This window comes from Microcystis sp. M_OC_Ca_00000000_C217Col, assembly GCF_007095585.1.
Classification (GTDB): domain Bacteria; phylum Cyanobacteriota; class Cyanobacteriia; order Cyanobacteriales; family Microcystaceae; genus Microcystis; species Microcystis panniformis.
This window is the reverse complement of the sequence record NZ_SFBV01000324.1, coordinates 1-11,512: the sequence shown is the minus strand read 5'-3', so window position 1 is coordinate 11,512 and position 11,512 is coordinate 1. Positions and strand designations below refer to the sequence as shown.

15 protein-coding genes and 1 pseudogene are annotated in these 11,512 nt (G+C 41.7%); 4 read left to right on the top strand and 12 right to left on the bottom strand.

Translation table 11 applies throughout. The features are described from left to right. Positions 1-24: 24 nt before the first annotated feature. Positions 25-240 carry a hypothetical protein gene (locus EWV66_RS24255; RefSeq protein WP_353734449.1) on the bottom strand — a complete coding sequence of 72 codons (216 nt, stop codon included), beginning with the start codon at positions 238-240 and terminating at the stop codon, positions 25-27. A gap of 171 nt (positions 241-411) precedes the next feature. Then, entirely contained in the window at positions 412-705 is a 294-nt protein-coding gene (locus tag EWV66_RS24250; protein ID WP_353734448.1) for a helix-turn-helix domain-containing protein, read from the bottom strand. 183 nt (positions 706-888) lie between these two features. Between EWV66_RS24250 and EWV66_RS20670 the strand changes: the two genes are divergently transcribed. Then, on the top strand, positions 889-1,878 hold the full coding sequence (locus EWV66_RS20670) for an MIR domain-containing protein (RefSeq protein ID WP_002792849.1): 990 nt from the start codon (positions 889-891) through the stop codon (positions 1,876-1,878). Between the two features lie 183 nt (positions 1,879-2,061). Here EWV66_RS20670 and EWV66_RS20665 read toward each other — a convergent pair. Then, positions 2,062-2,442 (bottom strand): annotated as a pseudogene (locus EWV66_RS20665) (DUF4351 domain-containing protein); the annotation flags it as partial. Positions 2,443-2,603: 161 nt separating this feature from the next. On the opposite strand from EWV66_RS20665, the gene pgeF reads away from it, so the two are divergent. Continuing rightward, entirely contained in the window at positions 2,604-3,398 is a 795-nt protein-coding gene (gene pgeF, locus EWV66_RS20660) for a peptidoglycan editing factor PgeF (protein WP_287109271.1), read from the top strand. Positions 3,399-3,439: 41 nt separating this feature from the next. Beyond that, positions 3,440-4,417 (top strand): methionyl-tRNA formyltransferase, encoded by a 978-nt coding sequence (fmt, locus tag EWV66_RS20655; protein WP_052275970.1) that lies wholly within the window; start codon positions 3,440-3,442, stop codon positions 4,415-4,417. A 29-nt stretch (positions 4,418-4,446) separates the two neighbouring features. Here fmt and EWV66_RS20650 read toward each other — a convergent pair whose 3' ends face one another. From EWV66_RS20650 to EWV66_RS20640, 3 genes are all read right to left on the bottom strand, one after another. Then, positions 4,447-4,827 carry a cyclic nucleotide-binding domain-containing protein gene (locus EWV66_RS20650; protein ID WP_002787046.1) on the bottom strand — a complete coding sequence of 127 codons (381 nt, stop codon included), beginning with the start codon at positions 4,825-4,827 and terminating at the stop codon, positions 4,447-4,449. 3 nt (positions 4,828-4,830) lie between these two features. Beyond that, entirely contained in the window at positions 4,831-5,001 is a 171-nt protein-coding gene (locus tag EWV66_RS20645) for a hypothetical protein (RefSeq protein WP_052275971.1), read from the bottom strand. Between the two features lie 189 nt (positions 5,002-5,190). After that, positions 5,191-5,997 (bottom strand): TlyA family RNA methyltransferase, encoded by an 807-nt coding sequence (locus EWV66_RS20640; RefSeq protein WP_072926163.1) that lies wholly within the window; start codon positions 5,995-5,997, stop codon positions 5,191-5,193. 139 nt (positions 5,998-6,136) lie between these two features. On the opposite strand from EWV66_RS20640, the gene EWV66_RS20635 reads away from it, so the two are divergent. After that, positions 6,137-6,358, top strand: coding sequence for a hypothetical protein (locus tag EWV66_RS20635; RefSeq protein WP_052275973.1), 222 nt, complete (start codon positions 6,137-6,139; stop codon positions 6,356-6,358). Between the two features lie 115 nt (positions 6,359-6,473). On the opposite strand, the gene EWV66_RS20630 is transcribed toward EWV66_RS20635, so the two are convergent. From EWV66_RS20630 to EWV66_RS20605, 6 genes are all read right to left on the bottom strand, one after another. Beyond that, positions 6,474-7,304, bottom strand: a complete 831-nt coding sequence (locus EWV66_RS20630) for a metal ABC transporter permease (protein ID WP_052275974.1) — start codon at positions 7,302-7,304, stop codon at positions 6,474-6,476. Next, on the bottom strand, positions 7,298-7,459 hold the full coding sequence (locus tag EWV66_RS20625; RefSeq protein ID WP_287109270.1) for a hypothetical protein: 162 nt from the start codon (positions 7,457-7,459) through the stop codon (positions 7,298-7,300). Before EWV66_RS20625 ends, EWV66_RS20630 begins: the two co-directional genes overlap by 7 nt. A gap of 418 nt (positions 7,460-7,877) precedes the next feature. After that, positions 7,878-9,236 carry a thioredoxin-disulfide reductase gene (gene trxB, locus EWV66_RS20620; protein ID WP_052275975.1) on the bottom strand — a complete coding sequence of 453 codons (1,359 nt, stop codon included), beginning with the start codon at positions 9,234-9,236 and terminating at the stop codon, positions 7,878-7,880. Between the two features lie 88 nt (positions 9,237-9,324). After that, positions 9,325-10,095, bottom strand: coding sequence for an HAD family hydrolase (locus tag EWV66_RS20615; RefSeq protein WP_287109269.1), 771 nt, complete (start codon positions 10,093-10,095; stop codon positions 9,325-9,327). A gap of 73 nt (positions 10,096-10,168) precedes the next feature. Further along, positions 10,169-10,423, bottom strand: a complete 255-nt coding sequence (locus EWV66_RS20610) for a hypothetical protein (protein WP_249264898.1) — start codon at positions 10,421-10,423, stop codon at positions 10,169-10,171. After that, a complete protein-coding gene (locus tag EWV66_RS20605; protein WP_260441163.1) occupies positions 10,416-11,360 on the bottom strand; it encodes a lipase family protein in 945 nt (314 codons plus the stop codon). The genes EWV66_RS20610 and EWV66_RS20605 overlap by 8 nt, the downstream gene beginning before the upstream one ends. Between the last annotated feature and the right edge of the window lie 152 nt (positions 11,361-11,512).

Genomic DNA, 11,512 nt, shown 5'->3' with positions numbered 1-11,512 from the left:
AATAAAGCTTATTAAAAGAATGAGTTATGGATTTACCAATTTTGAACATCTTCGACTTAAGCTGTTTGCTTGCTTTAATTCATAACAAAAATTAACACACGAAAACCAGAAGAGCCTAATTTTTTTTACTTCTGGTACTAACAAATCTAATGCTTCAGCAATTTGTTCGGGAGTTAATCCTAGTTTGACTAAGCGAGGGATAGTTTCCCTTTTAGTTTTCTTTTCGATAGCATTAGCCATAATTTGATCATCGGGAATAATATCATCGTTTTCTTCTAGGTTAGAAGGAGAACTGGGACAAAAATTAAGTTTGTCAACTTGGCTACTATTAACAACAATACCATAGTTAAGTAGTCATGCAAAATTAATTACCTGCCCGATCGAGCTAAAACCCTTACGGGGCAATGATCGTCATGTGTAAATAATTTTGCCTAGGTACTTATTTTTACCGACTACTCTTTGAACTGTAGCGCAAAAATTAGACTTATTAATATCTTCTCCTAAAGTATCAGAAAGAAGTTGCCAAAGTTTATAAGCTTCATCCTTAGCATGACCAGCACTACAATTATATTCTTTGGCAATATCAGCGTATTTTTTTCCATTTAAAACTCCCCTAATAATCGACAGTTGCAGACTATCTAGATGCTCACCCGTTTTCGAGAATAGCAATTCATCTAGGTAGCTAGTCAATTCTTGAGTATTCATACTTATTTAACTGTTGGATGTAAGTCTTTATCCGCCATTATCCGCTAAAAGCATTCTTTTGTAAAGATTATTTAGAAAAGTCCCGTCTTTTTCTGACTTCATATAACTTATAAAACAAACTTCATGAAAGCCGACTATGTAATCTTTAATTTTAAATACACATACTTAATAGGAGTATAAGACATGGATGTTCAATATGGAAGTCAAATCAAAATGAGACACATTTTAACAGGTTTTCATCTACACTCTCACCCGCTTAATTATAAACATCCTAACAGTTCACAACAGCAACAAGTAACTTGCTTTAATAACGGTGCTAATGGTGACGATAATGACTTTTGGATTGTTAAAAGTGTTAATGCTAACAATCCAAGAGATAATGAGACTCAAACCGTAAAAGATGGTGATCTGTTGAGACTTGAACATCTTTTAACGCAAAAAAACTTACATAGTCATCCCGGAATACCTTCTCCCATCACTGGACAGCAAGAGGTAACTTGTTTTGGTTTTTCTGGTTCTGGTGATAGTAACGATTTATGGAGAATATCAATAGAAGGGGGCGGTGTTTGGAATGATAGTAAACGAGTTAAATTAATTCATGTTAATACAGACTTCGCTTTACATTCTCATGGTGGTCAAGTGATGAATGATTTAACCGCTTTTCAGCAAGAAGTTACCTGCTTTTCTGGAAGAGATGAAAATGATTTTTGGCAAGCATTTAATATATCATTTGTAGGAGTTAAAGTTCCTGAAGGATTAGGTAGAAATGATAATAATTCTCGACCTGTACGGGCTGAACAAACAAACCGAGTAGCAGGGGGAACCATGACGACTAACGTTACAGTTTCCCCTGATGGAAAACTTACAGCGGAGACTCACACTCGAACAAAAGTAGATTTTAAAGGTTTTACAGGATCAGTTATCGTTGTGATTTATAACAGGGAAGGAAGATCACACATATCTGGAAAGCATTCCTTTGGTGTTGATGGAGATTTAATTCCGGGAGGAAGAAGTGATCGGAAAGATCCTTGGGACGAGTCAGTACCACTAGAAATTGCCAGTAAAGCAGATCGAGTTTCTATCATACATTCTCATGATCCTAATCTGAGAATAACCCGTGAACAGGCTATAGATCTCATTCGTGTAGCGATCATATTAACTGCCGCAGCTTAATAGCTTAAGACATCGATTAATGATGGGGTGTATTAACATTAGTATAATACACCCCAGAGGGGGACAAGCGGGCTAGAAGCCTTACCTACAGAGGCTTCTAGCCTCTATTGTCATAAGTGGATCGATCGATAACCAGCAAAAAGCCAAAGAATAATCAAGGATGGAAAATGCGGTCGCCATTGTTCACGGGTGCAACCAGTTGTCTAAATCCGTCAAAGTGTCAAACTCTAATAAAGCGAGTCCTAAGTCTTCTAAGCGCTCCACAGGAAGTTTACGGATGGTTTCCTCAAGATTCTGCGGTATTTCACCGAAACGTCGTTGAAGAAGTCTAATAACCAACTTTAATGCTTCCTGCTGTACCCCCTCTTGAATCGCTTGTTCTCTATCCTGTTGGTAAAGTGGAGCTAAACGCATAATAAACTCCCTATCCTCCTGTGTTTTTTTCGATAACGCTTCTAGATTTCTACTCAAATTATACAATAAGTTTAAGGAAGCCGATTTTAGGGGATTATTCGGTGATAATCTCTCTAATTCATCGATAGCTCTCTCTCTTGTTCCTCCTCTACTATTTTTCTGATCGGAGACTACTGGCTACTGACTCCTAACCCTAACAACAATTTTTGATTTTTACCGGAGATATAAATAATCTTCCGGTTGCCGTTTGCCAGGCTCAGAACTAGGATAGGAAAGAACGAGGTATTAATGAAGCAAGAGAGGCTTAGACTGTGACCAATGTAGCGATCGATGTCCGATTAACCGCGACTTCTCTGTGGCAATGGCAAACATGGCAAGGATTGCCCTATCTTACCTGTAATCTCCTAGAGGACTGGTCCCACGGCTTTTTTACCCGTCATTATTACCCCCAAACCCCAGAAGCTTTTACGGCTGCTCTAGGGGCAAATGTACCAGTTTATCGGGTCAAACAGGTACATGGCGATCGCCTATTAAATCCCCAAGGGATTACTAACCCGGAAATTGTCGAAGCGGATGGAATTATCACCGATGCTTCCGGTCAAGGGATTTGGGTGGCCAGTGCTGATTGTACGCCCGTACTAATAGGCGATCGCTCTACCGGTGTTGGGGTGGCGATTCATTCTGGATGGAGAGGGACAGCCAAGGGGATAGTTGCCAAAGCAGTTAAGCAGTTATTAAAATCTGGTAGTTGTTTAGATAACTTAGTGTTGGCCCTGGGGCCGGCAATTGCCGGGGAAGTGTATCAAGTAGATGGAGAAGTTGCCGCAGAAGTGGGTTTAAGTTTATTTCCCCAAGAAACCAATCCCGACCAAATTCTAGGGAATTTATTTAACCTCTCCCCCTCCCCCTTATTTGCTGACAAGGAAAAAGGAAAAGTGCGCTTAGACGTGCGACGGGTGATTTACCATCAACTACAACAGTTAGGAATTAGGGATGAACAAATTGCGATCGCTCCTTTTTGTACCTATCAACAAGAGGAGCATTTTTTCTCCTATCGTCGGGAAAAAGCCAAAAAAATCCAATGGTCTGGCATAGTTAGTCGTTAATGGTTACTGCTCACTGATAACTGAAAAATCCCCCCTTTCCCATGCGTATTGTTTTTTTCGGAACCCCGACTTTTGCTGTTCCCACCCTAAAAAAATTATTAGCCAATCCCGATATAGAAATAATTGCCGTCGTTACCCAACCGGACAAGCGCCGGGGAAGGGGTAATCAATTAATCCCCTCACCGGTGAAACAAATAGCCATAGAACAGCAAATACCGGTTTGGCAGCCCAAAAGTGTCAAAAAAAACGCTAAAACCTTAGATTTTCTCAGACAATCGCAAGCGGATGCCTTTGTGGTGGTTGCCTACGGACAAATTCTCTCCCCAGAAATTCTAGAGATGCCGCGATTAGGCTGTATTAACGTTCATGGCTCAATTTTACCGAAATATCGGGGAGCAGCCCCCGTGCAGTGGTGCATCGCTAGGGGAGAAAAAGAAACCGGCATTACCACCATGTTAATGGATGCGGGCATGGACACCGGACCGATGTTACTGAAAGCCTACAGCCCGATCGCTCTTTTTGACAATGCCGAACAGGTGGGAGCAACCCTAGGGCAAATGGGGGCGGATTTGCTCCTAGAAACCCTCTCTAAGCTCGATCGAGCAGAAATTACCCCAATTCCTCAAAATAATGACGATGCCACCTATGCCCCTTTAATTCAGAAATCTGACTACCTAATCCACTGGCAAGATTCGGGCCGGACAATTCATGATCGAGTCCGGGGTTTTTATCCTAATGCGCTGACCACTTTCCGGGGACAACCCCTAAAAGTGATGGCCACTATTCCCCTAGACGATCTGGAGCAACTGCCTCGAGAATTACAGACAAAAGACCTTTCTCATCTAAGCGGAGAAGTGGGATCGATCGTGACTCTCTGGAAAAATTTCGGGCCGGTAGTGCAGACGGGAGCGGGTTTATTGTTATTAAAAGAAGTGCAATTATCGGGAAAACCACCGCGTTCTGGTGGGGATTTGGTCAATGGTTCCCGTTTAACTATCGGTGAGATTTTCGGTCAATAGTTTTCGGGGTATGGCTTTCCTTTGCTCCTCTATGCTTCACTGGTGAAGATTTTTTTCAACTTGCGAAAGCGATCGGAATAACTTCTTAATACTTCGATTGCAAACATGGGGGTTTCCTGCACGGCAAATAAAAACTGCGGTTGATTGAGACAGGCTAATTTACAATCAGTTTTGGCGATAGCTGTGGATTCTCGCAGTTTATCCCCATGCAGGAGCGCTCCTGCTCCGAATACATCCCCTTTTTCTAGAGTTTCTATCAATTGTTCCTTGATATACATCTCCACTTCTCCGCTAAGAATACCGTACATTAACTCGCCCTCCGTGCCATCGACAAAAATAACTTCACCAGCTGGAAAAGTGCGATCGGGATGATTTTCGAGAATTTTAATCGTCTCTACGGGACTTAACATGATTTAACAATAATTTTTCGGGTTATCTCTCCCATTTTCCAATACATTGAACTCCCCGATCATCGTTTTTGTATCTAAGAATACTTGAAACTTCCCTACCTGACAAAGATTCGGTTTGACTCTCAGAAATGCTTTGTTTAATGCTTGTCGGGGAGAGAAATTTTTCCTCTTCATACCTTTATCCTCTTCCTACCCAACCCGATTTTTGAGTCTATTTTTTTCTCTGTTATCTTCCCTCAAAAACCCTATATATATGGGCGCACGGATTCCCATTATACATAAAGTATAAAGCAAGTCTCGCCATTTGTCAAGGGTTTTCCGAAAATCTCCCCCTCTCCCCACTTCCTTGAGAAAATACCTGGTTTAAAACTGTTTGATCGCTGCTTGGGTGATTTCTGCGATCGCGGCTAAACTGGGACTAACTGGGCCAGTATCGGTGGATAACCAGAGAAGATACTCGACGTTACCCGCAGGCCCGGTAATGGGAGACCAAGTTAAACCCCGATAGAACCATCCTAAGACTTCGGCGGCCTGTAAAACCTGAAAAATTGCCCCTGCTTGGTCTTGATGGTCGCGAACTACCCCTTTTTTACCGACTTTTTCCCGTCCCACCTCGAATTGGGGTTTGACCAATAAAATCGCCTCTCGCGGTGGATTTAATAGCGTCCACAGGGTCGGTAAAACTTTGGTCAGAGAAATAAAGGACAGATCCATAACTGCTAAATCGGCGGGTTTTTCCTGTCCGTATAACTTTTCCGGGGTTAAATAGCGAAAATTAGTTCTTTCTAGTAAAATAACTCGTTGATCCTGCCGTAAACTCCAGGCCACTTGTCCATAACCCACATCGACCCCATAAACCCGTTTTGCTCCTTTTTGCAAGAGACAATCGGTAAATCCCCCCGTAGAAATGCCGCCATCTAAACAAATGCGATCGCAGACATCAATGGCAAATAATTCTAAGGCCTTAGCTAATTTTTCGCCCCCCCTTGACAAATAGGGCAGTTTCTGCTTAACCTCGATCGCCGCTTCTGGATCGATTTCTGTGGCAGGTTTATCAATGATTTGGTGATTGACTTTCACCTCTCCAGCGCGAATTAATCGCTGTGCCTGTTGACGGGAATCACAGAGATTTTTGGCTACTAATAATAAATCTAATCTTTCTTTCGACAAGGAAGGCCTCCCAATAATCAGCGCCTAATTCTAAAAAATACCTTATTTTTCCCCAAGCAATCCCAGAAGGAAGATTATAAGTAAACATAGGGACAAGCGGAACCCATCAGCTAAATTTTCGCTGTCATCCCGATATTTTATGGATAAAGAGACTCGATTCGCCATTTTAGTTATTGGCATCCCCTTTCTAGGACTAGCTTACTGTGGCTTGATTTTTGCCGTGATGATTTATTGGGTCTGGGCCCGGGAACATCCCGTGACCATGGCCACTTGTTTCGTCCTTGCTCCTTCTTTGATTTCTGGCTCTATCTGGCTGTTAGCTTCCTATAAAGCCCGCCAAAAGCAGCGTTTGGGGTTATGATTGGCAGGACTATCCCATCGCCCTCTAGAACAACTAATGTGGGGCAATATGGGGGTGAATTACCTTCACCCTCCCCTAGATAACTTTTTCTGATCACCATAACTAGGGGAGAGCCTTAAAGATTAGATATTTTTCTGGTGATAGTTAGCATAAAAGGTTTCCAAGCAAGACTGATTAAATAACCCAATCCTGCCACTAAAATAATTGTCGCCCCTGAGGTGAGATTTAAACTATAGGATAACCACAAACCCACTAAAGTAAAGACAATTCCTAAAATAATCGCTAGGATCATCATTCCCTTCATATTTTTAACAAATTGTCCACTGATAGCGGCGGGAATAGTTAACAAAGCAATTACCATAATTAATCCTACCACCTGCATTACTGCCACAATAGTTAAAGCGGTTATTCCCATTAAACCCAAATAAATTATCTCCACGGGAATATTACGAATAATCGCAAAGGTTTCATCAAAAGATATGGCTAACAACTCTTTATAAAAGATACTAACTAAGGTGATAATTAATATATCTATGCCCGCCATTATCCATAAATCATCCCTCGGTACAGTTAAAATACTACCAAAAAGATAACTCATTAGATCAGCTTTATAACCGGGGGTTAAATCAATAAAAATTACCCCAATCGCCATACCAATCGCCCACATCACCCCGATTAAAGTATCGGCTCTCTCCCGGATACGACGCTGTAAAAAACCCATGCCTAAGGCCGAAAAAAAGGTAAAAAATATCGCCCCCACCAGGGGATTAATCCCGAAAAAATAACCGATTCCTATCCCTCCATAGGCAGCGTGAGCGATTCCCCCACTGATAAAAACCACACGATTAACTACTACCAAAGTACCCACAATCCCACAGGCAATACTAACTAATATTCCTGCGGCAATCGCATGGCGCATAAAATCAAATTGTAAAGCCTCTAGCATAGGGTGTGGGGAAGTGGGGTGTGGGGTGTGGGGTGTGGGGAAGTGGGGAAGTGGGGAGAATAAATAAAAATAATCTCCCGTCTCCTATCTCCTAACTCCTGATAACTGATAACTGATAACTGATAACTGATAACTGATAACTGATCACTGATCACTGATAACTGATAACTGATAACTGATCACTGATAACTGATAACTGATAACTGATCACTGATCACTGATAACTGATCACTGATCACTGATAACTGATCAGTGATCACTGATAACTGATCACTGATCACTGATAACTGATAACTGATAACTGATCACTGATCACTGATCACTGATCACTGATCACTGATAACTGATAAGTAGTCATGCAAAATTAATTACCTGCCCGATCGAGCTAAAACCCTTACGGGGCAATGATCGTCATGTGTAAATAATTTTGCCTAGGTACTTAACTGATCACTGATCACTGATAAATGATAACTGATCACTGATCACTGATAAATGATAACTGATAACTGATAACTGATAACTGATCACTGATCACTGATAACTGATAACTGATAACTGATAACTGATAACTGATTATTGATAACTCTCAATTACTTGACGAAAATCGCTTTTTTGTTTGACTCCGCGCATTTCCTTCACTAATTCCCGGTCCTTAAAGAATTGTACCGTGGGAGTCCCGGTTACTTGACCCATTTTGGCGATTTCTGGGTCAGCTTCGATGTCAATTTCCACAAAATAAATTTTGCCATCGTACTCATCGACCACTTTATCTAAAATCGGTTTCAGGGTTTTACAGGGGCCACAGGTGGGAGAAACATATTTTACCATTAACAAGCGATCGCCGTCGTGGAATAATTTCCGCAAAGCATAACCCCCAACGTGACGGGTTTTGTGAATATCAAAAGTCTCCTCCGTATCGGCCGGGGTTTCGCTAACGGTTTTTGTCTCGTAATGTTCAGAAGTTGCCGATTGACGGTATTCTTGGATTAAATTATGCTCCGATAACCATCTTTCTGCCAATAACGCCGCCATACACCCCGTACCTGCGGCAGTGATGGCCTGACGGTATTCGTGGTCCTGCACGTCTCCTGCGGCAAAAACCCCCTCGACGCTGGTAGCAACAGTCCCCGGTTTGACTTTTACATAACCCACCTCGTCTAATTCTAATTGTCCTTGGAAGAGGGAAGTATTGGGAGTGTGACCGATGGCATAAAATAACCCTCTAACGGCTAATTCACTGATTTCTCCCGTTTGCGAGTTTTTAATGCGTAATCCTGCCATTTTACTGCCTGTACCGAACACATCCACCGCTTGGGTGTGAAAATGAACGGTAACTTTCGGATTATTTAACACCCGGTCCTGCATTGCTTTCGAGGCACGCATCGCTTCCCCGCGAATTAATAAATGGACGTGGGAGCCGTATTTAGTTAAATATACGGCTTCTTCTGCCGCCGAGTCACCGCCACCAATGACAGCCAGGTTTTCCTCTCTAAATATCGGTGTAGCACCGTCACAGATAGCACAAGCGGAAATCCCGTTACTCCAGAATTGGGCCTCGCTGGGTAATCCTAAACGTTTAGCGGTGGCTCCCGTGGCGATAATAATACTATTGGCCTTCACTTCCCGGTCCGTGGAACGAATGATAAAAGGACGCTGACTTAAATCCACCGAGATAACATCTTCGGTATAGCATTGGGTCCCCCATCTTTCGGCCTGTTCCTTCATTCTTTCCATCAGCTTCGGACCGGTGATTCCTTCGGGAAAACCGGGGAAATTTTCTACTTCTGTGGTGGTCATCAATTGTCCCCCCGGAATACCTCCCGCTTGGAAACCCTCAAACATCAAGGGTTTTAAGTTCGCACGCGCCGCATAAATCGCCGCCGTATATCCCGCGGGTCCCGAACCAATAATGACTAAATTCTCGACAGTCATAACCGTAAATGCAACTCATAACGACTACGCTTTTTAGTATAGCAGCATCAGTTATCAGTTATCTGTGTAATATTTTTCGTCACTAACTCTACCAGTGGGTAAAGTCTGCCGCAAATTGAGATAGGGATAAAAGCTTAATGCGGGTATCTTGAGCAACTTTTTGGCGCATTTGAGCCGTATTATATCCCCAATCGGCTAAATATAAGCCCACATCGTTTAAATCTGCTTGTTGCTCCACTAATTCCAACGCATCGAGACGATCCTCGACAAACCACAAATTAGCGGGGGATTCCGGTAAATCAGCCAGTATTTGCTGAATAGTCAGGTATTTCGGCTGTTTAATTTCCTTGCCAATTAATCTCGCTGCCGGAAAATTAATTGCTACTTTTTGTAACAATCGCTTGACAAAACGGCTTTCTTTTGTAGTGATAATATAAACCAAAAAATCCGAGTCTAAAAGAGAGGCCAGGCGATCGATCGCGGGTTGATAAAATTGATGTAAGGCTAACCAAGACTCTAGATCCGACTCAATCCATCGATCCCTAAGACGATCGAGGGCATTTGAGAGAGCTTTTTTCGCTATTTTCTCCCTTTCTAGCAGATTTTGCCGAATTGACGGCCAATGATTTAAAGCTTCCCCGTCGGGAATACCGAGAACAAGCGATCGCAACAGTAAAGGCATTTCCCAACCGGTTTCGATAACGGGACGAAGTTGCGAAAACCTCGGGAAAAAATCCTCGGGAATTATTTCCGGCCAAAGGGTTTCATAGGTGCGTTTGCTAATCTGAAAATACTCGATCATGCCATCACAAAGAACACCATCAAAATCGAGTGCTAGAATGCGGGGGGATTGATTCATAAATGCTGGTTTAATCTCAATAATGGCAGTATAGCGCAGGGAAAATTAAAAAATTGTCTGGTACATCATGCTATTAGCTATTCTTTGCTTCATCGTTGACATAACATAGCTGTCTGATGATTTCTGTAACAGAATTTTTCAATCCCTCTACATGAATCCAACCCACATATACAGCATATACAATATTTTGATGATTGTCCTGTATATAAAAATGATGGACACGATATAAATCTGAGCTTAAATAAATATAACCACTGGCATCTTTGAATTTACCTTCTAGTAATATTTTTTCTTTTAAAGGTTTCATTTTTACCACATCTTTAGTCACTCCAGATATTTGGTATTCTTTCTATGGCAAGATCAACACAAGTGTTATTACTGTAACTATTACCCTGATTATAATCCTGCTGATTAAAATAAATTGTCTCTACGATATTTTTAGCCACTTTATCTGATGCTAGATAATAGGTATGAGCATTAAGGGAATTTAAGACAACGGCAGCAATTTCTACAGAATCAAAAATATTGCCAGTCGCTTCTAGATAATAATCGCTCATTAAAATCTTGGATACATCGGTTATACAATCAAAAAGAGGACGAATTGGATAAGCGATAATATCGGAGGAATTGATCAGATTATTCCAGAGCAAACGCTGACTTTGATGCTGGCTAATAAACTTTTCAATTTGATTGGTATCAATGCCTAAAGTTAAATTCAAAAATGGGATCGGTGAACCCATTGTTGTTACACTAGATAGGGAAAGTTTGCCCCGTTCTTTACCGATAAGGTCACGAATTTCATGAGCGGGATCCTGAGGGTCAAAACGCTCGGAAAATAACAGATCCCAAAGGATTACAGTACCTAAAGAATGGGCGACTATATGTAATTCGGTTTCCTGGGGATAAGCTTGAACAAGATCGATTAATTGATCGGCAATAATGCGGCGAATTTGGTTTCCTCGATCGCTGCCTAAATAGCTAAATGCGTCACCGATAAAATAAGATAAATACTCTTTTCTAAAATTTTGATAGCGAAAGGATTGCTCGGGATTAAAATTACTATTTTTCTGTTTTTGTGTCTGTAATTCTTGATCAATATCTCGCCATAATTTTTCGGTTCCTTTGAGAACATTTCCCCAAAATCCCGCATAACAGTAGGGAATCGCCCGATTTTTGCGTTTACATTCTTCTTCAATTAGTTTAATTAATTTATTGGCATAACTAGCATCTCTTGTGGCCACTCCGTGAATAAAGTAAATAAGCATAATAGATTTATCTCAATAAGCGTTGCTCGGAATCTATTAGGGGTCGAGAAGGTCGTCACCGACCTCCCCTCCCATTCAGAACCGTGCATGAGACTTTCACCTCACACGGCTCCTAGTTTGACTGTTCCCTTGTTAAGGATACAGCTTGACTT

What these genes read in the sequence shown, in the direction of transcription:
- EWV66_RS24255 (WP_353734449.1), bottom strand. Translation starts at nt 240, where the DNA reads ATGGCTAATGCTATCGAAAAGAAAACTAAAAGGGAAACTATCCCTCGC.
- EWV66_RS24250 (WP_353734448.1), bottom strand. Translation starts at nt 705, where the DNA reads ATGAATACTCAAGAATTGACTAGCTACCTAGATGAATTGCTATTCTCG.
- EWV66_RS20670 (WP_002792849.1), top strand. Translation starts at nt 889, where the DNA reads ATGGATGTTCAATATGGAAGTCAAATCAAAATGAGACACATTTTAACA.
- fmt (WP_052275970.1), top strand. Translation starts at nt 3,440, where the DNA reads ATGCGTATTGTTTTTTTCGGAACCCCGACTTTTGCTGTTCCCACCCTA.
- EWV66_RS20650 (WP_002787046.1), bottom strand. Translation starts at nt 4,827, where the DNA reads ATGTTAAGTCCCGTAGAGACGATTAAAATTCTCGAAAATCATCCCGAT.
- EWV66_RS20645 (WP_052275971.1), bottom strand. Translation starts at nt 5,001, where the DNA reads ATGAAGAGGAAAAATTTCTCTCCCCGACAAGCATTAAACAAAGCATTT.
- EWV66_RS20635 (WP_052275973.1), top strand. Translation starts at nt 6,137, where the DNA reads ATGGATAAAGAGACTCGATTCGCCATTTTAGTTATTGGCATCCCCTTT.
- EWV66_RS20630 (WP_052275974.1), bottom strand. Translation starts at nt 7,304, where the DNA reads ATGCTAGAGGCTTTACAATTTGATTTTATGCGCCATGCGATTGCCGCA.
- trxB (WP_052275975.1), bottom strand. Translation starts at nt 9,236, where the DNA reads ATGACTGTCGAGAATTTAGTCATTATTGGTTCGGGACCCGCGGGATAT.
- EWV66_RS20615 (WP_287109269.1), bottom strand. Translation starts at nt 10,095, where the DNA reads ATGAATCAATCCCCCCGCATTCTAGCACTCGATTTTGATGGTGTTCTT.
- EWV66_RS20605 (WP_260441163.1), bottom strand. Translation starts at nt 11,360, where the DNA reads ATGCTTATTTACTTTATTCACGGAGTGGCCACAAGAGATGCTAGTTAT.